The organism is Pseudarthrobacter sp. SL88, assembly GCF_026672455.1.
GTDB lineage: Bacteria > Actinomycetota > Actinomycetes > Actinomycetales > Micrococcaceae > Arthrobacter.
On the sequence record NZ_JAPPRD010000001.1, the window covers coordinates 1,382,521 to 1,404,897 of the forward strand.

Consider the following 22,377-nt stretch of genomic DNA (forward strand, 5'->3'; position numbering starts at 1 on the left):
TTGCTGGTGGCTAGAAAATGCGGAGGGTGTAGTTGGTGCTGGGCAGGTCCAGCGCGGACCAGTCCTGGTGCGAAGCAACGGGAGGCGTGTGCCCCCGGCCGTCGCTGAGGAGTGCCGCCACGGTGGCCGCGGCGACGAGGAGGAGGACGATGACGAGGATGGCTGCGAAGATTTCCATACCTCCATGCTTCTCCTGTGGAGCAGCAGGAAACAGTGGCAGAAATGCCCAAAAAGAGAGAATTTCTGCCACACTGAAGACATGCTGAAAACCGTGGCAGTGATCGTGGTTCCCAACTTCTCGATGTTCGAATTCGGCACCGCCTGCGAGGTGTTCGGAATCGACCGTTCGGACCGGGGGAGCGGCGTTCCCGGTTTCGAATTCCGGGTGTGCACGCCATCGCCCGGGGAGGTGCCGCTGAAGTCCGGCCTGTCCATGAACGTCAGTCTCGGCCTCGAAGCGACCAATGACGCGGACCTGGTGATCATGGCCCCGTTCGGACGCGACCAGGACCTGCCGGAATCGCTCCTGGATGCCCTGCGCGCCGCGGATGCCAGGGGAGCCTGGGTCATGTCCATCTGTTCCGGCGCTTTCGCCCTGGCCAGGGCAGGGCTGCTGGATGGCCGCCGCTGCACAACGCACTGGCATTACTCAGGCCAGCTGGCCGCGTCCTATCCGCACGCACTGGTCGATGAGAATGTGTTGTACGTCCAGGATGGCAACATCATCTCCTCCGCCGGAACCGCAGCAGGCATTGACGCCTGCCTGCACCTGGTGCGGGTGGAGCTAGGCGCGCAGGTGGCCTCCGCCATCGCACGGGACATGGTGGTTCCGCCGCACCGTGACGGCGGCCAGGCCCAGTTCATCGACAGGCCAATGCCAACCTGCGGCTCGGCGCCCATGGAGGCACTGCTGCGCTGGATGGTGCAGAACCTGGACCGTGAGCATTCGGTTAACGAACTGGCGGCCCGGGTACACATGTCAGCGCGCACGTTCGCACGGAAGTTCCGGTCTGAAACCGGGGCCACACCCGCCGCGTGGCTCAATTCCCAAAGGGTGATGCGGGCGCAGGAACTGCTCGAGTCCACGGACCTGAATATCGACGAAGTGGCGAGGGAATCAGGCTTCGGCCACCCGGTGCTGCTGCGGCACCATTTCGCAAAAGTGCTGGATACCAGCCCGCAGTCCTATCGCCGGGCGTTCCGGGGGCAACTGGCCGAGGCGGGGTAGGCTAAGCGCCGGACGCTCCGGCGTCGTCCGCTGACGCCTGGTCCTGTTCCGCTGCGGCCCGGGCACTTTCCACCAGGATCCGCCACGGGCCGGTGACTGCGCGCTCCGGCAGGGCCGCACGGCGCCCGCCGGCACGGATGGAATAAATAAACCGATCCGGCTGGGTGTCGGCGAACTCCCTGGCCGCGGCCACCGCGGTCCGGGGGACGGCGTCCCAGGGGCACGCCTCAACGATCGGCTGCCACTGGTTGATGGCGGTCTCGGACCGGGCATCCACGGTCCACACCCTGGTGATCGCCGCGATGCCGCCCGTGCGCTCCACACTGATCTTCATGGCCTGGTTCCTGGGGCTTCCGCTCAGCCTGGCGGCCTGGAATCCGGCAGCCAGGCATCTGTTAAAGCTTGACCTTCACAGTTTCCCACGCCTGCCGGACGGCGTCATGCTCCGGGCTGTCCGAGCCGAAAAGTTCCACCGCCGCGGCGAGCGTGGCGCGGGCAAAGACGGTGAAGGTGGCCGTGGTGGGAAGCGAGCCACCGGTCAGGGTTTCGTACCAGATCCTCCCCGGCGCGTCCCAGGCGTTCCCGCCCAGGGCCTGGGCCACGAGGTAGAACGCCCTGTTGGGGATGCCTGAGTTAATGTGGACGCCGCCGTTGTCAGCGCTGGTCCGGACGTAGCCGTCCATGGAATCAGGCTGGGGATCCTTGCCCAGCACATCGTCGTCGTATGCCGTTCCGGGGGACTTCATGGAGCGCAGCGCCTGCCCCTGCACGTCCGGGGTGAAGAGTCCCTCGCCGATGAGCCAGCTGGCGTCCGCCGCGGATTGGCCCTTGACGTACTGCTCCACCAGTGCGCCGAAGACATCCGACATGGACTCGTTCAGGGCGCCGGCCTGGTTGCGGTACGCCAGGCCGGCGGAAAATTGCGTTACGCCGTGCGCCAGTTCGTGGCCGATGACGCTCAGTGAGGCGGTGAACCGCTGGAAGACGGCGCCGTCGCCGTCACCAAAGACCATCTGCTTACCGTCCCAGAAAGCATTGTCGTACAGCTTGCCGAAATGCACCGTGGCGTCCATCGGGAGCCCGCGGCCGTCAATGGAGTCCCGGCCAAAGACGTCGGCGTAGAGGCGGTGGGTATGGCCCAGGCCGTCATAGGCTTCATCGGCAGCGGCGTCTCCGGTCTGTGGTTCGCCTTCCTTCCGCACCAGTTTTCCGGGGAGGGATTCCGCGCCATGGGCGTCATAAATAGTCCGGATTGCCGGGCCCGGCATGGCGGCCAGCATCCCGGCGGTGGTCTCCGGCCGGGCGGTTATCCGGGCCGCCTGGACACTCTTCACATGGACCAGGGCTTCCCTGGCAGCCCGGGCGGCGGCGGAGTACTCCGGTGCGTCCTGCCGGGCAAGGCGCCGCAGCAGGTACGGCGGAACGATGGTGCAGAACGGAACGTGCATGGCGTACCCCCTCAACTAGGTAACTTCAGGTTAGGAGGAGGCACCGACATTTGGCGGCAGCCACACGGCAGCCACGTTCCCGCCGCACGGCAGGCAGCAGCCGCGGCTGTGCACGCATGGCAGGGCGGCCTTGCTGTACGGCGGGTTAAACAAAAAACCCCGCCGTACTGGACGGCGGGGTTTGCTGTGCCCTCGATAGGATTCGAACCTACGACCTTCTGCTCCGGAGGCAGACGCTCTATCCCCTGAGCTACGAGGGCAATCCGGGGTTCCTGCCGTTGCTGGCGGGACGTCCTAGAGCTTAGCAGGAAGGTGCCCCGCAAAGGAAAATCGGCTCGGGTTCAAGCCCGGCCAATCCCTGGCCGGGCCGCAGCGGCCCGCCCGGGCACACTGAGCCACGCGCATCAGTACCCCGTGGCATCAGTACCCCGAGAAAGAGTCCACGTGAACGCGCCGTGCCCCCGCCTGGCGCGCCGCGTGCCGCAGCGACGCCACACTGGCGGGCGAGCCGGACACGTACACATCGCGGTCTGCGATGTCGGGGACGAGGGCTTTCAGCCCGGCTGCGTCGAGCCTGGAATTGCCGGCGGGCGCCGCGTCGAGGCCCTGCGGCGGCTCTGAGCCGTCGGCAGTGCGGACCAGGACCCGGACACCCGAAGCCCGGAGTTCGTCCGCGTAGGCGACGTCGTCCGCGCTCCTGGCCAGCAGGACCATTACCGCGTCGCGCTCCTCAAGGGCGCCGGAGGCAACGTGCGAGAGGAACGGCGTGATGCCGATACCCGCAGCGACCAGGAGCACCGGGCGGTTCGGATCCCGGGACAGGACAAAGTCGCCACCCACGGACGTGGCCGTGAGCTCATCACCGGGCTGCAACCCCAGCAGGACCTTTTTGGCCGCAGAAAGGGGTTCGGCAGTACGGACGCCGAATTTCACGAGGCGCTCCCTTGGCGAGCCGGCAAGGCTGAACACGCGCCGCCTGCCCTTGCCGTCGGTTTTCGCGTGCGGCAGGTCCAGCTCCATGTACTGGCCGGGGAGGAACCGTATGGGACGCGACGGCATGAACGAGAATTCGGTGGTGCTGGGCGTCAGTGGCCGGCTGGAGGCAAAGCGGAGCCTTACGCCGCCGCGCTGGCCCAGCAGGAAGGCCGCAAGGTTGCCCACCAGAAGGGCAGCCTCCGGTGAATTGGCAATGAAGCCGAAGTTGTACGGGACTGCGAACACCACGCCAACCACTGCCGCCAGGGACAGCTGCTGCCAGCGGCGCGGCGGCAGCGTCAGGGGTTCCGACAGCATGAAGCCCACGAAGAACAGCACAGGACGCTGAGCCAGTGCCTGCCAGGCACCCGTCCCCACGCCCATACCGGCCCGAAGCAGTTCCATCGTGATGATCGACGTTGCAACCAACGTGAACACCGAGGCCATCAGGACCTTCCGGGTCCGGTACAGGACCAGCAGGACGCCGGGAACCAGCAGCCACAGCATGGCCGGCGTGGCCGCCCACCAGGTGGCGATATTGAGTCCGGTCAGGCCAGTTACGAAGGCTCCGAGGGCTGCCGGATTGAAGGCGTGCCTGCCCCGCCACGCCAGTGCGTATTTCGATGCGGAGGCAAGGACACAGGCCAATGCCACGCCGGCGACGTCCATGGCCTGGAACGACGGCCAGAACAGGAAGTAGAGCAGCAGGCCGGTGATGAGGGCGGACTCGGAGTGCGGGCGTACCCTGAACAACGCCGCCAGCGCACGGTTCGAGGCGTAGGTCAGCAGGAGGCACAGGGCCAGGTGTGCCAGCATCTCCGGAATGCCGAACGTCAGCCATCCCAGCACGTCCAGCAGCAGGCTGTACGCCACCAGGCCCGACAGGACCAGCAGGATGAGCCGGTACATCGTGAAGCGGCCAAGCACGGTGTCCAGCCGCCCGGCAATGGTGGGTGCCGGGCCGGCGGACGGCGTCTCAACGGTGCTCATGCAAACAGTGTCCCTTCGAATTCTGCGGAAAAGGCGGCGCTGCCGTCGGAAAAAACCGTCAGCCAGGAAACGTCGAATGACTCCTCGAGCACGGCGCCGGGGACGAAAAAGAGGGCGGTGGCGAGGGCATCGGCCACAGCGGCGGTGTCCGCCAGCGCCCAGGTGGCGACGGCGGTACGGACCGGTTGCCCGGTGGTCGCGTCAAGGACATGGTGAAGTCCGTCGCCCCAGGCCCGGCGGTTGGCGGCGGAAGCGCACAGTGCCCTGCCGCACAGTTCCACCACGCCGATGGCCTGGGCCGGGTTATAAGGATGTTCGAGCCCCACCCGGACGGTACCCGGGCCGCGGACCAGCAGGTCGCCGCTGGCGTCCACCATGAAGGCCTCCACACCGCCGGCCTCCAGGGCGGACGCCAGCACATCAACCAGCAGGCCCTTGCCGGCTGCCCCGACGTCCAGCACTACCGGAGCGGTGGTGCTGATCGAGGTTCCGTTCCAGTCCAGGATGTTCTCCCAGCGCGGGGCCGGCAGTGGGCCACCCGACGGCCGGAGGGTATAGGCGGCGTCATAGCCCAGGCGCTCAAGGCTTGCGCCCACCAGCGGCGTCATGGCGCCACCGGTCAGCCCGTACAGCGTCCTGTACAGTTCCCCGAGCCCGGCAGCTTCTGCGGGAAAGCTGTAGCTGCCGGGCTTCCGGGCCATTGCACTGACCAGTGAGTCGGTGCGGAAACGGGACCAGGCGGCGTCGAACTTCTCCACGAGGGCCAGCAGGTCCTGCTGTGCGGACGGCGCAAGGACGTGCGGCGTGGAAACCTCCCAGTGCGTCCCGATTCCCTCGAAGGAAAAAGCAGCCCAGTCCCCGTGCGGCACCGCCTACTGCGCCTCCGACTTGATCTGCTCCACGGCCTGGTTGAAGCCACCGCTGGTCAGGGACGACCCGGCCACCTTGGACACGTTGAGGTCCTCGATGTTCCTGCCCACCACCTGGGCGGCGATGCCGCCGGCAAACTCGCCCTGGAACTTGCGGGTGTTGGGGTTGGACGGGTGCTGGGTGATCTGGACGTCCGTCACTTTGCCCGACGCCAGGGTCAGCTGCACGCCCACCGTTTCGTTCCCGTTGGGCGAGACGTAGGTGCCGTCCGCGCTGTAGGTACCGTCCTTGTAGCTCGAACCACTGCTGGCAAGGGCAGATTCCCCTGCGGAAGGTGTGGTTGCGGCAGCAGAGGCGCCACCCGCGGTCGAGACTGGGTTGTTTTCGGCCGCCGAGGGGGCGCAGCCGGCCACCGTGCCCATGAGGGACAGCCCGGCGATTCCAACATAGATGCTCTTGCGTACTGGTCGGTTCAGTGCTGAGGGTCTCATGAAGGCTCTCGTTTCGTAGGGGATCACAGGTATCGGCGGACGTTACGACCTTGTCAACGCTGAAACCACCATATTGGTTCAACCCTGTGCATTCTCTGGGTTTTCCTTGGAGGCGTCCTTTGCGGAAGCCTGACGAAGCAAAGGCCCGCAATTCTTTGCTGTGACTGGCCCCCGGTACCCTAGAAGGGTGACTCCCGAAGAACTCTCCCTCGCCATATCCGCATGCCTGAAGGACGCCGTCGCCGCCGGCGAAATCGCCCTGGCAGAATCAGCCGTCCCCGGGGACGTGCGCGTGGAGCGACCCAAGAACCGGGACCACGGCGACTGGGCCACCAACATCGCGCTGCAGCTCGCCAAGCAGGCCGGCACGAATCCCCGCGAATTCGCCACCATCCTCAGCGCACGGTTGAAGACGATCAGCGGCGTTTCCGCCGTGGACATTGCCGGGCCGGGGTTCCTGAACATCACCGTCGACGCTGCTGCCGCCGGTGCACTTGCCAAGGCCATCGTCGAGGCCGGCACACAGTACGGCACCAACACCGCGCTCGCAGGCCACACCGTCAACATGGAATTCGTCTCGGCCAACCCCACCGGGCCGCTGCACATCGGCCATACGCGGTGGGCCGCGCTCGGCGACGCCATCGCCCGGGTGCTGCGCGCCTCGGGCGCCGACGTCACCGCCGAGTACTACATCAACGACGCCGGCTCGCAGATGAACACGTTCGCCAACTCCGTGTACTCCCGCCTGCACGGCCTGCCCGTCCCCGACGGCGGCTACCCGGGCCAGTACATCGCAGACCTTGGCCATGAGGTCCTGACGGCGCACCCGGACATCCGCGAGCTCACCGAGGTCGCCGCCCTGCCGGTCATCCGCGCTGCCGCCTACGAAGCCCAGATGAAGGACATCAAGGCCACGCTCGCGGACTTCGGCGTCGAATTTGACGTCTTCTTCTCCGAGCAGGAGCTGCACGACGCCGGCGCGATCGAAAATGCCGTGGCGCGCCTGCGCGAGCAGGGCCACGTGTTCGACGACGGCGGTGCGGTCTGGCTGCGCACCACCGACTTTGGCGATGACAAGGACCGCGTCATGATCCGCGCCAACGGCGAGCCCACCTACTTCGCCGCGGACGCCGCCTACTACCTTTCCAAGAAGGACCGCGGCTACACCGAGAAGATCTACCTGCTGGGCGCCGACCACCACGGCTACATCCACCGCCTCAAGGCCATCGCCGCCGCCGCCGGGGACGATCCCGAGGTCAACATCGAGGTGCTGATCGGCCAGCTCGTCTCCGTCAACGGGGCCAAGCTCTCCAAGCGCGCGGGCAACATCATCGAACTCAAGGACCTCATCGACTGGCTGGGCAAGGACGCGGTCCGCTACTCGCTGGCCCGCTTCCCGGCGGATTCCCCGCTGACCCTGGACCCGGAGCTGCTGAAAAAGAACAGCAACGAAAACCCCGTGTTCTACGTGCAGTACGCCCACGCCCGATCCCGCGGTGCCGCGCGCAACGCGGTGGCAGCCGGCGTGGAACGCCAGGTGGACGGCGCGGACAGCTTCGATGCGTCCCTGCTGGACCACGCCACCGAGAACGAGCTGCTCTCCTTCCTGGGCAGCTACCCGTCGGTGGTGGCCAAGGCCGCGGAGCTGCGTGAACCCCACCGCGTGGCACGGCATCTCGAAACCATCGCCGGTGCCTACCACCGCTGGTATGACGCCTGCCGGATCGCACCCATGGGAGACGAAGCCGTCACCGATACCAACCGCACGCGGCTGTGGCTCAACGACGCCACCAGCCAGGTCCTCGCCAACGGCCTGGACCTCCTGGGCGTCTCCGCTCCGGAACGGATGTGAGTGCCATGACAAACGCTGGAAGCACTGTGCACGCCGGGCACGCGGCGTCCCCGCTGGCCCCCGAATGGCTGCAGGTCCCGGCCGACCTGAATGAGCTGCACGAACCCATGTGGGCAGGCAGCGTGGACCGGAACAGTGCCGGCGCCCTCACTGTGGGCGGAGTTGACGTACAAGAGCTCAAAGAGCAGTTCGGCACACCCCTCTTCGTGATGGACGAGGCCGATTTCCGTGCCCGTGCCCGCGCCTTCAAGGACTCCTTCGACGCCGCCTTCGCCGATATCTGCGGTGGCGTGGATGTGTACTACGCCGGTAAGTCCTTCCTGTGCACCGCCGTCGTGAAGTGGGTTGAAGAGGAAGGGCTCCGCCTGGACACCGCGTCCGGCGGTGAACTCGCCGTGGCCGCCCGCGCCGGCATCGCAGGGGAGCGGGTTGCGCTGCACGGCAACAACAAGTCCGACGCCGAGATCACCCGGGCTTTGGACATGGGCCTGGGCCGCATCGTAGTGGACAGCCTGGACGAGCTGGTCAGGGTAGGGGACATCGCCGGGGCCAGTGGCCGGAAGGCCAAGGTCATGCTCCGGCTCACTCCGGGCGTCCACGCGCACACCCATGAATTCATCGCCACTGCCCACGAGGACCAGAAATTCGGCCTCTCCATGGCCGCAGACACCACGGACCAGGCAGGGCTCTCCGCAGCGGAGGAAGCTGTGGCCGCAGCATCGGCCCACCCGGGCATCGAGCTGCTCGGCCTGCACTGCCACATCGGCTCGCAGATCTTCGAGCCGGACGGTTTCGCCCTGGCAGCGGAAAAGCTCCTGCGCTTCCTCGCAGCCATGCAGGAGAAGTACTCCATCACCATGCCCGAGCTGGACCTCGGCGGCGGATACGGCATTGCCTACACGCCGGTGGACACCCCCCGCCCCGCAGCGGAGATCGCGGCGGCGATGGCCGCCGTCGTGCGTTCCACCTGCGCCGAGCTGGCCATCAAGGCGCCGCGCATCTCCATCGAGCCGGGCCGCGCGATCGTTGGCAGCACCACCTTCACGTTGTACGAAGTGGGTACGCTCAAGACCGTCCGCGTCGATGCGACTGCGTCGGACGATGGTGACGCAGACAACAACGTTACGTATCCCCGACGCTATGTTTCAGTGGACGGCGGCATGAGCGATAACGCCCGCCCGGTGCTGTACGACGCCGATTATTCGGCCGTCCTTGCCTCGCGCACCTCCACGGCCGCCCCGCAGCTGTCCCGAGTGGTGGGCAAACATTGCGAGAGCGGCGACATAGTTGTTAGAGATGTATATCTGCCCGGGGACGTGGCAGCCGGTGATCTGCTTGCTGTACCGGGAACCGGCGCCTACTGCTGGGCCCTCTCGAGCAACTACAACTATCTGGCCCGGCCGGGCGTTGTCGCGGTGCGCGACGGATCTTCCCGGCTGATTGTCCGCGGGGAAACCGAAGAAGATCTGCTGAACCGCGACATGGGAGCCTGAATGACGGAAATGCGAACCCTGAAAGTAGCCCTTCTGGGCTGTGGCAACGTTGGGGCCCAGGTTGCGCGGATCCTCATTGAGGACGCCGACGCCCTCGCCGCCCGCACCGGCGCGCGGCTGGAACTCAGCGGCATCGCCGTGCGCAACGTGAACTCCAAGCGCGACGTCGAATTGCCGCAGGAACTGTTCACCACGGACGCCGAGACCCTGGTCAAGGATGCCGACCTGGTCATCGAACTGATGGGCGGCATCGAACCGGCCCGCACGCTGATCCTCTCCGCGCTCACCAACGGTGCCTGCGTGGTCACCGGCAACAAGGCCCTGCTCGCGCAGGACGGCCCCACGCTGTATGAAGCAGCGGACAAAGCCGGCGTGCAACTGTCCTTCGAGGCCGCCGTCGCCGGTGCGATTCCCATCCTGCGGCCCATCCGGGACAGCCTGTCCGGCGACCGGATCACCCGGGTACTGGGCATCGTCAACGGCACCACGAACTTCATCCTTGACCAGATGGATTCAACGGGTGCCCAGTTCGCCGACGCCCTCGCCGAAGCGCAGCGCCTCGGTTACGCGGAAGCCGACCCGACAGCCGACGTCGAAGGCCATGACGCCGCCGCCAAGGCCGCCATCCTCGCAACGTTGTCCTTCCACACCCGCTTCGCGCTGAACAACGTCCACTGCGAGGGGATCACCTCCGTCACTGCGGCAGACATCGCTGCGGCCAAGGACGCCGGCTTTGTCATCAAGCTGCTGGCGATCGCCGAGAAGCTGGCAGATGCTGAGGGCAACGACGGCGTGTCCGTCCGCGTGCACCCCACGCTGCTGCCCCGCGAGCACCCCCTGGCTGCCGTCCGCGGCGCCTTCAACGCCGTGTTCATCGAGGCGGAAAATGCCGGCGAGCTGATGTTCTACGGACAGGGTGCCGGTGGCACGCCGACGGCGTCTGCCGTCCTGGGTGACCTCGTCTCCGCCGCCCGTCGCCTGGTCCTTGGCGGACCCCAGCGCACCGAAACCACCACCGGCCACGTCCCGGCGCTGCCTATCGACGCCTCGGTCACCAGCTACTACATCGGACTCGACGTCGCGGACCAGCCCGGCGTCCTGGCCAGGATCGCCCAGCTGTTCGCCGGGAACGGTGTCTCCATCGAAACCATGCGGCAGACCATCCACCGCGACGCGGAGTCCAACGTGGAATCCGCCGAACTAAGGATCGTCACCCACCGCGCGTCCGAGGCCGCCCTTGCGGCCACCGTCGAGGCTGTGAAGGGCCTTGACGTCATCAATTCAGTTACATCCGTTCTGCGGGTAGAAGGAGTCTAAGTGGCTCACCAATGGCGCGGCGTCATCCGCGAATACGCTGACCGCCTGCCCGTCACGGCATCCACCCGGGTCATCACCCTGGGCGAAGGCGGCACTCCGCTGGTGCACGCACAGAAGCTCTCCGAGCTCACCGGCTCCGAGGTGTACCTCAAGGTTGAGGGCATGAACCCCACCGGCTCCTTCAAGGACCGCGGCATGACCATGGCCATGACCGCCGCCGTCGAGGCCGGCGCCAAGGCAGTGGTGTGCGCCTCCACCGGCAACACCTCCGCCTCCGCGGCCGCCTACGCAACGGCAGCGGGACTGAAGTGCGCCGTCCTGGTGCCCGAAGGAAAGATCTCCATGGGCAAGCTGAGCCAGGCCATTGCGCACGGGGCCACGCTGCTGCAGGTGGACGGCAACTTCGACAACTGCCTGGACATCGCCCGCAAGCTGGGGGAGTCCTACCCCGTCTTCCTGGTGAACTCGGTGAATCCCGCCCGCATCCAGGGCCAGAAGACCGGAGCGTTCGAGGTTGTTGACGCCCTCGGCGACGCCCCGGACATCCACGTACTCCCCGTGGGCAACGCCGGCAACATCACCGCGTACTGGAAGGGCTACAAGGAGTACTCCGCACCGTACGAGTCCGAAACCGCCGGCACGCTTCCCGCAGTGTCCACCAAGACGCCCACCATGTGGGGCTTCCAGGCCGCCGGTGCCGCGCCGTTCGTTGCCGGCCACCCCATCACCGAACCGGACACCATCGCCACTGCCATCCGGATCGGCAACCCCGCCTCCTGGGACGGTGCCGTAGGCGCCCGCGACGAGTCCGGAGGCCTGATCGATGCCGTGACCGACGAGGAGATCCTGGCCGCACACCGCTGGCTTTCCGCCAAGGAAGGCGTCTTCGTTGAGCCCGGTTCCGCCGCGGGTGTCGCCGGACTGCTCAAGAAGCACGCAGCCGGTGAGGTCCCGTCCGGGAAGACCATCGTCATCACGGTCACCGGACACGGGCTCAAGGATCCCCAGTGGGCACTGCGCACCGAGGACGGCAGCGACGTCCAGCCGGTCAAGGTTTCCAACGACGTCGTCACTGTTGCTGCTGAACTGGGACTGGAAGAAAAATAGCCTTGAACGCCACCTCGCAGGCCGCCGTCGGACTGCAACTCATTGAGCCCGGCCAGCGCGTAACGGTCCGGGTCCCGGCCACCACGGCCAACCTGGGCCCGGGATATGACAGCCTCGGAATGGCCCTGGCCCTGCACGACACCCTGACGGTGGAGAGCCTGGACACGGACGAACTCGTCTTTGATCTGCGTGGCGAAGGGGCAGACACCCTGCCGCGGGATGGCAGCCACCTGGTGATCCGGGCCATGGACGCGGCCTTCGAACGGCTCGGGTTCCGCCACGGCGGCCTGAAGGTGACGGCGGAAAACGTCAACCCGCACGGCAGGGGGCTGGGCTCCTCCGCGTCGGCAGTGGTGGCGGCAGTGTCGGCCGCAAATGCCATGGTTCCAGCGGAAAGCCGGCGCGGCCGGGACTGGATCCTGCAGCTCACCAGCGAGATGGAAGGCCACCCGGACAACGTCGCACCGGCGATTTACGGCGCACTGGCGCTGTCATGGCAGGACAGTGACCAGTACAGCAGCACCCGCGCCGAGGTGGCCGGAACAGTGGTTCCCATCGTGGCTGTTCCGGACTTTGAATTGTCCACCGAAGCGGCGCGGGCCCTCCTGCCCGCCTCGGTGGGACACCACGCGGCTGCCATGAACTCCGGCCGGGCCGCGCTGCTGATCCACGCCCTGACCCGGGATCCAGGATTCCTGCTGGCTGGCACGGAGGACTACCTGCACCAGAGCTACCGTGCGTCGGCCATGCGGCCCAGTGCGGCATTGATTGCAGCGCTGCGGCGGGCGGGCCATGCCGCAGTGGTTTCCGGTGCCGGACCCACCGTGCTGGTACTGGCCAACGGCGAGCCGGAAGCAGCCGACGTCCTGGCGTTCATCAGCGCGTTTACAGGAGCCAACACGCCGGAAGTGAACTGGCGCGTGCTGAAGCTCGCTGTGGACGTGGAAGGTGCTAAGGTGGACGTGCACCGGCGGTAATTCCGCCTATCTGATCTGCTTCTGCACTCAGTTGCAACTGATCTCCTACTGCGAATCTATTCCGGTGCCACCTGCTTGGTCTGTCGCAGGAATTTGCAGCATCCAACTGCCCCCCACGCGTCAGTCCTCCGTTCCGCCACGGGCGGTACGGAAGGTGAATCAGTACCGGCCCTGCTGGCCGAAATCCAACCGGCAAGGCCGCAAAATGCGGCTGCAGATCTGAACTGCAGCCCAGATCAAATCATCGCGTCCAGCTCCCAGTCCGGACGCCGTCGAGGGGGAAGGATCCTTCGTGACCGAAACCACTGAGCTGTCACCAGCTGTGGAACTATCATCTTCTGTTGCCGAGTCACCGGCAGCACCCGCCAAGAGCAGCGGCCTTGCAGGCCTGAAGCTCGCCCAGCTGCAGGCCTTGGCCAGCCAGCTTGGAATCTCGGGCGGTTCCCGCATGCGCAAGGGGGACCTGGTGGCTGCAATCTCTGCCCACCGTGCCGGCACTCCCACCACGAAGGCACCGGCCAGGGCGGCTGAAAAGGTTACCGCGCCCGTTGCCGCTCCCGCTGTTTCCGTTCCGGCCGCCGCACCTGAGGCTGCCGAAGCACCGGCCGCTGAAGGCACCCGTGCCCGCCGCGGCCGCAGCCGCCGAGCCGGCAGCGACGGTGTTGTAGTGACCCCCGCTGCCGAAACCGCTCCCGCAGGTGAAGCGGCGCCCGTTGCGGAAGCTGCTGCAGCGCAGTCGAACGCTCCTGCTGCGGAAGCCGCCGAAGCTGCCCCCGAGCGCCGCCAGCCCCGTACCCGCAACCGCCGCCGTGGCGAAGCCGCCGCCCAGGAGACTCCCGCCGAAACTCCCGCGGAGCAGCCGGCCGGCGAACCCAAGGCCGCCGATCAGGCCAGCACGGACCAGAAAGCTGCTGAACAGCGCTCCGAGTCCACCGAGACCGTGGATGCCGGCCAGCGCAATGACCGCCGCGACCGCAGCCGTGGCGGCCGCGACAACCGCGATGCCGATGGCGGCCGCGACGCCGGCCAGCGCGACAACAGCCGTGACGCCGGCCAGCGCGATAACAGCCGTGACGCCGGGCAGCGCGATAACAGCCGTGACGCCGGCCAGCGCGATAACAGCCGTGACGCCGGGCAGCGCGATAACAGCCGTGACAACCGCGACGGAGATGACACCGACGGCAGCAGCCGCCGGAACCGCCGCAACCGGCGCGACCGCAACGACCGGAACGACCGGAACGACCGCTCCGGTGGCCAGGACCGGGACAACAGCTCCCGCAACGACCGCTTCCGCGACCGCAACGACCGCCGCCGCGGACGCAACCAGGGCCCGGACGTCGACGACGTCGAGGTCACCGAGGACGACGTTCTCCTGCCCGTCGCGGGCATCCTGGACGTCCTGGAGAACTACGCGTTCATCCGCACCTCCGGCTACCTGCCGGGCCCCAACGACGTTTACGTTTCGCTGGCACAGGTCAAGAAGTACAACCTGCGCAAGGGTGACGCCGTCGTCGGCGCCATCCGTGCACCGCGCGATGGCGAAGACCGCAACCAGCAGTCCACCCGCCAGAAGTTCAACGCCCTGGTCCGCGTCACGTCCGTTAACGGCAAGACCGCCGAAGAGCTCAAGGACCGCGTCGAATTCGCCAAGCTGGTCCCGCTTTACCCGTCAGAGCGCCTGCGCCTCGAAACGGACCCCAAGAAGATCGGTCCCCGGGTCATCGACCTCGTGGCTCCCATCGGCAAGGGCCAGCGTGGCCTGATCGTCTCACCGCCGAAGGCCGGCAAGACGCTCATCCTGCAGTCCATCGCCAACGCGATCACCACCAACAACCCTGAGGTCCACCTCATGATGGTGCTGGTTGACGAACGTCCCGAAGAAGTCACGGATATGCAGCGCACCGTCAAGGGAGAGGTCATTGCCTCCACCTTCGACCGTCCCGCAGACGATCACACCACCGTGGCCGAACTCTCCATCGAACGCGCCAAGCGCCTCGTGGAAATGGGCATGGACGTGGTGGTCCTCCTGGACTCCATGACCCGCCTGGGCCGTGCCTACAACCTGGCAGCACCGGCCTCCGGCCGCATCCTGTCCGGTGGTGTCGACTCCGCCGCGCTGTACCCGCCGAAGCGCTTCTTCGGTGCAGCCCGCAACATCGAAAACGGCGGCTCGCTCACCATCCTGGCCACCGCCCTCGTCGAGACCGGCTCCAAGATGGACGAAGTCATCTTCGAAGAGTTCAAGGGCACCGGCAACATGGAACTGCGCCTGTCCCGCCAGTTGGCAGACAAGCGCATCTTCCCCGCCGTGGACGTCAACGCATCGGGCACCCGCCGCGAAGAGAACCTGCTCTCGCCCGAGGAAGTCAAGATCATGTGGAAGCTGCGCCGCGTCCTCTCCGGACTCGAAACGCAGCAGAGCCTTGAGCTGCTGACCAACAAGATCCGGGAAACCGGGAGCAACGTCGAGTTCCTCATGCAGGTACAGAAGACGACGCTTGGCGCTAAGTCGGATAACGACAAGTAGCTGCGTTACAGGGGTGGGGCCGTCGCATATTTTGCCGGCCCCGCCCCTTCGCGTTGCGGCTGACGTACTGCGTACGTCAGCCGCAACGCTCCGATAGGCCCGATGCCACTCCCTGGCCGGCAAAATATGCGACGGCGGTCGCACGTCACCTGCCGCTGTATGCGTCATTAGACTTGTACAAGTCGAAAGAGGTTTATAAATGTTTGAGTCCGTACAGGGCCTGCTTGATGAGCATGACTCCATTCAGGCGCAGCTGGGGGATCCTGCTGTTTATGCTGACCAGCGGCTTGCCCGGAAGCTGGGGCGGCGGTCGGCTCAGCTCAATGGCATTGTGGAGGCCTACCACCGCTGGGAGGCGCTGCGGGACGATCTTTCCGCTGCCAAGGAGATGGCAGCTGAGGATCCCGAGTTTGCTGCAGAGGTTCCCGAGCTGGAGGCATCCCTTGAGACCGCTGCGGCGAAGCTTCGGCGACTGCTGATCCCGCGCGATCCGGACGACGCCCGCAACGTGATCCTCGAGGTCAAGGGCGGCGAAGGCGGCGATGAAGCCGCGCTGTTCGCCGGCGACCTCCTGCGCATGTACACCCGATACGCGGAGTCCCGTGGCTGGAAGACCGAAATCATCTCCTCCACGGAGTCTGACCTGGGCGGATACAAGGACGTCCAGGTGGCCGTCAAGGGCAGCTCCAATGACCCCGCTGAGGGCGTCTACGCACGGCTCAAGTTCGAAGGCGGCGTGCACCGCGTCCAGCGCGTCCCGGTGACCGAGTCCCAGGGCCGAATCCACACCTCTGCCGCCGGCGTGCTGGTCCTCCCCGAGGTGGACGAGCCCGAAGAGCTCGAAATCAACCAGAACGACCTCAAGATCGACGTCTACCGGTCCTCCGGCCCGGGTGGCCAGTCGGTCAACACCACGGACTCCGCCGTCCGCATCACGCACCTTCCCACGGGCATCGTGGTGGCCATGCAGAACGAAAAGTCGCAGCTGCAGAACCGTGAAGCAGGCATGCGCGTGCTGCGTGCACGCATCCTCGCACACCAGCAGGAGCAGATTGACGCCGCCAACTCCGAGCAGCGGAAATCCCAGATCCGTACCATGGACCGCTCCGAGCGGATCCGCACTTACAACTACCCGGAGAACCGGATCGCGGACCACCGCACGGGCTACAAGGCGTACAACCTGGACCAGGTCATGAATGGGGACCTGGAACCGGTCATCCAGTCTGCCATCGAGATGGACGAACAGGCACGCCTGGACGCCATCGGCGACTAGTCCTCAGTATGAGTGCAGGCCAGTCCCTCGCTGACGCCGTCAGTGCGGCTACCGCCGTCCTCAGCGAGGCCGGTGTGCCCAGCCCCCGCGTCGACGCCGAACTCCTCGCCGACCACCTGCTTCAGGTCGGCCTGGGCCGGCTCCGCGCCCTGATGCTCGGTGACACCCCGGCGCCCGAGGGGTACGACGAACTTGTCGCCGAGCGGGCAGGCCGTGTACCCCTCCAGCACATCACCGGGGTGGCCCACTTCAGGTATCTGGAACTGGCGGTAGGCCCGGGTGTCTTCATTCCCCGTCCAGAGACTGAATCTGTGGTCCAGCTGGTGATCGACCATGTGGCCGGAATGGACTCCCCGCGGATCGTGGACCTCGGGACAGGATCCGGCGCAATCGCAGGCTCCATCGCGCATGAAGTTCCCGGCGCCGAAGTCCACGCCGTCGAATTCAGTCCGTTGGCCCACGCGTGGGCGTCCCGGAACCTCGAACCCCTCGGCGTCCACCTCGTCCTGGGGGACCTGCGGACCGCACTTCCGGAGCTGAACGGAACCTTCGACGTCGTCATTTCCAACCCGCCCTACATCCCGGCCGAAGCCATCCCCAACGAACCCGAAGTGGCACTGCACGACCCGCCGGAGGCTTTGTACGGCGGGGGAGCGGACGGTATGGAGCTCCCGACGGCGGCCGCTGCCTCCGCTGCCCGGCTCCTTCGGCCCGGCGGCTACTTCGTGATGGAGCACGCCGAAGTCCAGGCGGGCTGGATCACCGCCATGCTCGGCAGGCAGGGGGCCTGGACCGGAATCAGCACGCATGTGGACCTGAACGGCAAAGAGCGCGCCACCAGCGCCTTCCTTGCCGCACCTGGCCACACGGAATGAAAGAATAGGCCTGTGACCACAACCTACGACTGCAGCACCGACGACCAGCGCGCCGAGGCCCTTGAACACGCCCAGCGGGCCATCAGCGAGAAGAAATGCGTGGTCCTGCCCACGGACACCGTGTACGGAATCGCCGCGGACGCATTCTCCCCGCAGGCCGTCACCATGCTCCTGGTGTCCAAGGGACGCAGCCGCACCATGCCGCCGCCCGTGCTGATTCCCCGCATCAACGCCCTGGACGGGCTGGCCACGGATATTTCCGCGGATGCCCGGAAGCTAGCGGAGGCCTTCTGGCCCGGCGGCCTGACGCTCATTTTCCACGCCCAGCCGTCACTGGACTGGGATCTTGGCGAGACCAAGGGGACTGTGGCGCTGCGGATGCCTGCCGATGAGATTGCGCAGGAGCTGCTGACCCTCACCGGGCCTTTGGCCGTATCCTCCGCGAACCGGACCGGACACGCCCCGGCACAGACCGCCGCCGCGGCGCGCGAGCAGCTGGCGGACTCCGTGGAGGTCTACCTGGAAGGCGGCTTCCGCCCGGCCGAGGGTGCAGACGCTGTTCCTTCCACCATTGTTGATGCCACCGGACCCCGCCTCCGCGTTGTCCGCAACGGCGCGGTCAGCCTCGACCAGCTCCGCGAGCACGTTCCAGGTGTCCTGGGCCTCGGCGAAATTCCGATGGCCGAGGAGGACGCGGCCGAGCCGGCCGTGGCAGCGGAGTCGGCAGGTGCGGAGAACGCGGGGAACGATGCGGGCAAGGGTGAATCTGCCGGTGTGGAGTCCTTTGGCGCAGAGCCCGTTGCTGCGGAGTCCGCCACCGCTGATGCTGCCGCGAAGCCCGAGCCGGCGGATGCCGCCACACCGGCCAGGGAACAGCAGCCTTGATGGCACTGGACCGCCAGCAGATTCCTGTCCTGGACGTCCACGCCACGCCGCTGCGGGTTCCCGAGCTGATTGAGGAGCTCAGCCGCTTCATCGAGGACGGTTCCACCCGGACGGTGCTGGGACACAACCTCCACAGCGTCACGCTCACCCTCTCCGATGACGGTTTTCGCCGCCTTTACGAGGCCAGTGACATTGTGCTCCTGGACGGGGCGCCGGTGCTGTGGCTGTGGGGGAGGACCGGCAACGCGGCGGGTCCCGTCATGGACTACCGGCTCGGCTCCACCGACTGGCTGCCCGCCCTTGACCAGGTGCGCGGCCTTGAGCGGATTGCCGTGGTTGGCGCCGGTATTGAAGCCAATTCCGGTGCGGTCGCCCGGCTGAGGACCATCGTTCCCGGTGCGCGGGTGGAAGGCTTTCCGGGCGAGGACTGGAACCCTGAACTGGAGGACGCCGCCGTCGCCTGGCTGCACCGCGAACAGCCGCAGTTGGTGTTGTTGGGCCTGGGCATGCCCCTGCAGGAGGAGGTGCTGCAGCGTCGGCTCGACGGCCTGCCGCCGGCCATCTACTGCGCCGTGGGTGGTGCCATCGAACAGCTGGCCGGGATACAGAAGCTGGCGCCCCGCTGGCTGGGCCGGCTGGGCCTTGAATGGGCCTGGCGGCTGCTGCTGCACCCGCGCCGCGTTGCCTACCGTGTTTTCGGCGAGCCATGGGTCCTGCTGTGGCTTCTGGCAACGCGCCGGTTGTCCCGCAAGGACTAGCGGGCTCCTCCGGCAGCCCCCATGCGGGGAATGCCGCTAGAATTTCTGGTCCTCCAGCGGGCCGAATCCTTTGCCGCGCAGGCCGGCGCTGAACGTCCTGGCCCAGCCCAGCAGCCCGGGAAGGTCACGGCGCTGCAGGAAGTAGCCCAGGTAGCCGCCTACGTCAGCAACGAACGAGCGGACCCGGAAATACCGGCGGATGAGGTACCCGCGGTTGCGGTAGTAGTAATAGCGCTTGAAGGCCGATTCCGGAACGATGACGTGCCATCCGGCGCCGTACACGTGCTGGGTTTCGGAAAACGCGTGCGGGTGCGTAATGGCCGTGGTGGTGACTGTGCCGAACCTGATCCCTGCCTGGCGGAGGCGGATGGTGAAGTCCACTTCGTCGCCCCGGATAAACAGGCGCATGTCGGGCAGGCCTACCTTGAAGAACACGTCGGACCGGATGAGCGCTCCATTGAAGAAGTGCCCGTCGTTGGGAAGGAACCCCAATTTCTCCACCTCGGCGCGGTCGTGGGTGACCTTGCCATCGAGCCGGAAAAAGAAGGAGAGCCTGTCGGGTTGTCCTGGCGCCGTCACGAGCGGAACCACAGCCTCCAGGTCGCGGGCTTCGGCCTCCCGCACCAGGGTGGCGAGGCATTCAGGATCGGCCGGCACGGCGTCGTCATCCATCATCCAGATCCACCTGGCACCGCTGGCCACCGCTTTGAGGGCTGCGAGGGCGAACCCGCCAGCGCCGCCAAGGTTGGCTTCTGACCTGACATAGTCCACGTTGGAATGCTGTTCCGCTATGCTGCGCGCGGGGGTTGTGCCACTGTCCACGAGGCAAATGGTGTCCACTGAGGCCGTCTGGGCTTTGATCGAATCCAGCAGCACCGAGAGCTCCTTCGGACGGTCGAAGGTCACGGCTGCAACTGCAATGCGGGCGGTCATGGGGGTCCTTTCAGCATGGCTGTCAGGGGTTTCCCTGCTCCTTCTGCGCGAGTGTGGCGCGGAGCCATGAAGCCGTTGGCGCTAGTATCTTTGACTAGAGTCCACTGTAATACAGCCCTGTAAGGCACTGCGTAAGGCTATCTGCGTACTGTCTGCTGCGCGCTCGGCGACGGAGAAGTTTCATTTATCGGAGAACAGATTCCCGGCCAGTGAGCCCACCTGGCCCGGACCTGCCGCCGGCGCGGCGGTCCATTCCCGGCCCCCTCAACTCTGAAACGGCCATCACCCCATGATCATGTACCTGCTCATGGGCCTGATTGCCGCCGTCGTGTCCTACGCCGCAACCTGGGGTGCCCGGGTGGTGGGCCACAGGCTCGAACTGCACCAGCCCATCCGCAGCCGCGATATGCATTCCACACCCGTTTCCAGGCTTGGCGGCGTTGCCATCTTCCTGGGTGTGATGGTGGCACTGATCGTCGCGAGCCAGTCCTTCTTCGTGAAGGACATCTACCGGAACAATTTCTCGCCGTGGGGAGTGCTGGCCGGGGCCGCGGTGATTGTCCTGGTGGGCGTGGCCGATGACCTCCTGGACATCCGCTGGTGGGTGAAACTCATCGGCCAGAGCGTGGCTGCCCTTACCGTGGCCACCTGGGGCGTACAGATGACAATCGTTCCCTGGGTTCCGGAACCCATCTACCTGGAGAACGGAACGCTCCGGGTGGTGCTGACCGCAGGGCTCATCGTCACCACCATGAACGCTTTCAACTTCATCGACGGCCTGGACGGTCTTGCGGCAGGAGTGGCCGTCATCGGCGGAACGGCGTTCTTCGTCACCGCCTACTGGGTGCACCGCAATGCAGTCCTGCTGGATTACTCGGATCTTGCCACGCTGATTACGGCGGTCCTCGTAGGCGGCTGCCTCGGGTTCCTGCCGCACAACTGGTTCCCCTCAAAGATCTTCATGGGGGACTCCGGGGCCATGCTGATCGGGCTGCTGATGGCCTCGGCAGGTGTGGTGTCCACGGGGCAAATCACCTCGGGCCTGTATGACCGCGCCAACGGTATTTCCACGGTCATCCCCATCCTGCTTCCCTTCGCTGTGCTCTTCCTGCCTCTGCTGGACCTGGGGCTCGCCGTGGTCCGCCGGACCGCACGCGGACGTTCGCCGTGGTCTGCGGACCGCGGACACCTGCACCACAAACTCCTCGACATCGGCTATTCGCACCGCACGGCCGTGATCCTCATGTACCTCTGGACAGTGGTGCTGTCCTTCGGCGGGCTCGCCTTTGCAATTTTTCCCTGGCAGATTGTCCTCGCCGTCGACCTGTTCGCCACCCTGGTCATGGGCCTCGTCACGGCGTGGCCGTACCTGTCCCGCAGCGGCGAGGAACCCGCCACGTGACGCCGTGCGGAAACATTTTCTATCTCGTGTAGAATTTAGGGGCAGCACAAGCTGCCACTCCACCCTGCTGGCTCCCCGCCAAATGCCCCCGACGATTGGGATCGAATGACCTCCAACGCCGAGCCCGGACCTGCGTCCGGCAAAGGACATGTTGGTGCTTCCGGTCCCACCGCATCGCTGTGGCTGCACCTGCTAAAGATTAGCGCCGCTGCCGCGGCAGTTGGCCTGGTCCTCTGCGGTGCAACAGCGATGTTCCTCAATGGTGGCGCCGCCGCACTTTCGAGTGCCTTGGGCGGTTTGCTGGTGATGCTGTTCTTTGGAATCAGCCTCCTGGTTGGCCACTTTGTTGGACGAAGCAACCCCTCCGGGGCCATCGGCGTCTTCGTGGCCACCTACTTCATCAAAGTCGTGGGATTCGCCATTGTGATGTTTGTACTGGGGGCGCCCCAATGGTTGCAAGGCCGCTGGTTCGTCGCCGGAGCCGTAGTGGCTGTCGTCCTGTGGCAGGCGGCCGAAATCTATGGTTTCAGCAAAGTCCGCCTTCAGATCTACAACGATCCAGAGGACAAAGGGGAGCCCCGTGCGTAACTCAAGGAAACGTGACGCTGCCGGCAACGGCAACCGTGCGCAGGGCAGTTCTGCCGCGGGCGTCTCCAGCGAGAACACCGACGGCGGATACAACGCCGGGATGGCCGTCTTCAGCTACATCATTGGCGGAATCATCGTCTGGAGTTTGATAGGGTGGGGATTGGATTTTCTGTGGGGAACGCGCTGGATTGTGCTCGCAGGCGCTCTGCTTGGAGCCGTCGGAGGTTTTTACCTTTCCCACATGCATGGCCTCACCAGTTCCCGCAAAAACACTGGTGATCGTCCTGCTGCCAGCGGTCCGTCCCAGGACGGCGGCACGAATGCCAAATAATTTCACAGGGGGAGCGTTAGGCCGCAAGGCCCCAGCTCCCCGCCCAACGCCCAATGA

21 protein-coding genes and 1 tRNA gene are annotated in these 22,377 nt (G+C 66.1%); 14 read left to right on the plus strand and 8 right to left on the minus strand.

Annotated elements, in window-relative coordinates:
• Nucleotides 1–10: 10 nt before the first annotated feature.
• Nucleotides 11–178 carry a hypothetical protein gene (locus OVA06_RS06345; RefSeq protein WP_200937942.1) on the minus strand — a complete coding sequence of 56 codons (168 nt, stop codon included), beginning with the start codon at nucleotides 176–178 and terminating at the stop codon, nucleotides 11–13.
• Between the two features lie 81 nt (nucleotides 179–259).
• On the opposite strand from OVA06_RS06345, the gene OVA06_RS06350 reads away from it, so the two are divergent.
• A complete protein-coding gene (locus tag OVA06_RS06350) occupies nucleotides 260–1,228 on the plus strand; it encodes a GlxA family transcriptional regulator (protein ID WP_268157071.1) in 969 nt (322 codons plus the stop codon).
• A 1-nt stretch (nucleotide 1,229) separates the two neighbouring features.
• Here OVA06_RS06350 and OVA06_RS06355 read toward each other — a convergent pair whose 3' ends face one another.
• From OVA06_RS06355 to OVA06_RS06380, 6 genes are all read right to left on the minus strand, one after another.
• Nucleotides 1,230–1,562, minus strand: coding sequence for a protealysin inhibitor emfourin (locus OVA06_RS06355; RefSeq protein WP_056085126.1), 333 nt, complete (start codon nucleotides 1,560–1,562; stop codon nucleotides 1,230–1,232).
• Nucleotides 1,563–1,623: 61 nt separating this feature from the next.
• On the minus strand, nucleotides 1,624–2,676 hold the full coding sequence (locus OVA06_RS06360) for a M4 family metallopeptidase (protein ID WP_268157072.1): 1,053 nt from the start codon (nucleotides 2,674–2,676) through the stop codon (nucleotides 1,624–1,626).
• Between the two features lie 187 nt (nucleotides 2,677–2,863).
• Nucleotides 2,864–2,936 (minus strand) — tRNA-Arg (locus OVA06_RS06365).
• Nucleotides 2,937–3,096: 160 nt separating this feature from the next.
• A complete protein-coding gene (locus OVA06_RS06370) occupies nucleotides 3,097–4,641 on the minus strand; it encodes a ferredoxin--NADP reductase (protein ID WP_268157074.1) in 1,545 nt (514 codons plus the stop codon).
• The gene (locus tag OVA06_RS06375) at nucleotides 4,638–5,510 is read right to left on the minus strand and encodes an FAD:protein FMN transferase (RefSeq protein ID WP_056085133.1); all 873 of its coding nucleotides are present in this window, start codon (nucleotides 5,508–5,510) and stop codon (nucleotides 4,638–4,640) included. Before OVA06_RS06375 ends, OVA06_RS06370 begins: the two co-directional genes overlap by 4 nt.
• 3 nt (nucleotides 5,511–5,513) lie before the next feature.
• Nucleotides 5,514–6,002: an FMN-binding protein gene (locus OVA06_RS06380; protein ID WP_056085136.1), complete on the minus strand. Its 489-nt coding sequence runs from the start codon at nucleotides 6,000–6,002 to the stop codon at nucleotides 5,514–5,516.
• A gap of 187 nt (nucleotides 6,003–6,189) precedes the next feature.
• On the opposite strand from OVA06_RS06380, the gene argS reads away from it, so the two are divergent.
• The 10 genes from argS to OVA06_RS06430 all read left to right on the plus strand — a co-directional run bounded on the left by argS (nucleotide 6,190) and on the right by OVA06_RS06430 (nucleotide 19,066).
• Nucleotides 6,190–7,854 carry an arginine--tRNA ligase gene (gene argS / locus OVA06_RS06385; RefSeq protein ID WP_056085138.1) on the plus strand — a complete coding sequence of 555 codons (1,665 nt, stop codon included), beginning with the start codon at nucleotides 6,190–6,192 and terminating at the stop codon, nucleotides 7,852–7,854.
• Between the two features lie 5 nt (nucleotides 7,855–7,859).
• Nucleotides 7,860–9,347, plus strand: a complete 1,488-nt coding sequence (gene lysA, locus OVA06_RS06390; RefSeq protein WP_268157078.1) for a diaminopimelate decarboxylase — start codon at nucleotides 7,860–7,862, stop codon at nucleotides 9,345–9,347.
• Nucleotides 9,348–10,664, plus strand: coding sequence for a homoserine dehydrogenase (locus OVA06_RS06395; RefSeq protein ID WP_268157079.1), 1,317 nt, complete (start codon nucleotides 9,348–9,350; stop codon nucleotides 10,662–10,664).
• Nucleotides 10,665–11,771: a threonine synthase gene (gene thrC / locus OVA06_RS06400; protein ID WP_056085142.1), complete on the plus strand. Its 1,107-nt coding sequence runs from the start codon at nucleotides 10,665–10,667 to the stop codon at nucleotides 11,769–11,771.
• A 2-nt stretch (nucleotides 11,772–11,773) separates the two neighbouring features.
• On the plus strand, nucleotides 11,774–12,748 hold the full coding sequence (gene thrB / locus OVA06_RS06405; protein ID WP_268157082.1) for a homoserine kinase: 975 nt from the start codon (nucleotides 11,774–11,776) through the stop codon (nucleotides 12,746–12,748).
• Nucleotides 12,749–13,040: 292 nt separating this feature from the next.
• Nucleotides 13,041–15,275: a transcription termination factor Rho gene (gene rho / locus OVA06_RS06410; protein WP_268157083.1), complete on the plus strand. Its 2,235-nt coding sequence runs from the start codon at nucleotides 13,041–13,043 to the stop codon at nucleotides 15,273–15,275.
• Between the two features lie 199 nt (nucleotides 15,276–15,474).
• Complete coding sequence (gene prfA, locus OVA06_RS06415; protein WP_056085149.1) at nucleotides 15,475–16,548, plus strand: peptide chain release factor 1; 1,074 nt, start codon at nucleotides 15,475–15,477, stop codon at nucleotides 16,546–16,548.
• Nucleotides 16,549–16,556: 8 nt separating this feature from the next.
• On the plus strand, nucleotides 16,557–17,423 hold the full coding sequence (gene prmC, locus OVA06_RS06420) for a peptide chain release factor N(5)-glutamine methyltransferase (protein WP_268157085.1): 867 nt from the start codon (nucleotides 16,557–16,559) through the stop codon (nucleotides 17,421–17,423).
• A 12-nt stretch (nucleotides 17,424–17,435) separates the two neighbouring features.
• Entirely contained in the window at nucleotides 17,436–18,308 is an 873-nt protein-coding gene (locus OVA06_RS06425; RefSeq protein ID WP_268157087.1) for an L-threonylcarbamoyladenylate synthase, read from the plus strand.
• Nucleotides 18,308–19,066, plus strand: coding sequence for a WecB/TagA/CpsF family glycosyltransferase (locus OVA06_RS06430; protein WP_268157088.1), 759 nt, complete (start codon nucleotides 18,308–18,310; stop codon nucleotides 19,064–19,066). The genes OVA06_RS06425 and OVA06_RS06430 overlap by 1 nt, the downstream gene beginning before the upstream one ends.
• A 36-nt stretch (nucleotides 19,067–19,102) precedes the next feature.
• Here OVA06_RS06430 and OVA06_RS06435 read toward each other — a convergent pair whose 3' ends face one another.
• Nucleotides 19,103–19,999, minus strand: coding sequence for a glycosyltransferase (locus OVA06_RS06435; protein ID WP_261619535.1), 897 nt, complete (start codon nucleotides 19,997–19,999; stop codon nucleotides 19,103–19,105).
• Nucleotides 20,000–20,288: 289 nt separating this feature from the next.
• On the opposite strand from OVA06_RS06435, the gene OVA06_RS06440 reads away from it, so the two are divergent.
• The 3 genes from OVA06_RS06440 (at nucleotide 20,289) to OVA06_RS06450 (ending at nucleotide 22,320) form a co-directional block, all read left to right on the plus strand.
• A complete protein-coding gene (locus OVA06_RS06440) occupies nucleotides 20,289–21,401 on the plus strand; it encodes an MraY family glycosyltransferase (RefSeq protein WP_056085160.1) in 1,113 nt (370 codons plus the stop codon).
• A 105-nt stretch (nucleotides 21,402–21,506) separates the two neighbouring features.
• Nucleotides 21,507–21,989 (plus strand): hypothetical protein, encoded by a 483-nt coding sequence (locus OVA06_RS06445; protein ID WP_056085161.1) that lies wholly within the window; start codon nucleotides 21,507–21,509, stop codon nucleotides 21,987–21,989.
• Nucleotides 21,982–22,320, plus strand: a complete 339-nt coding sequence (locus OVA06_RS06450) for an AtpZ/AtpI family protein (protein WP_056085163.1) — start codon at nucleotides 21,982–21,984, stop codon at nucleotides 22,318–22,320. The genes OVA06_RS06445 and OVA06_RS06450 overlap by 8 nt, the downstream gene beginning before the upstream one ends.
• Nucleotides 22,321–22,377: the final 57 nt, after the last annotated feature.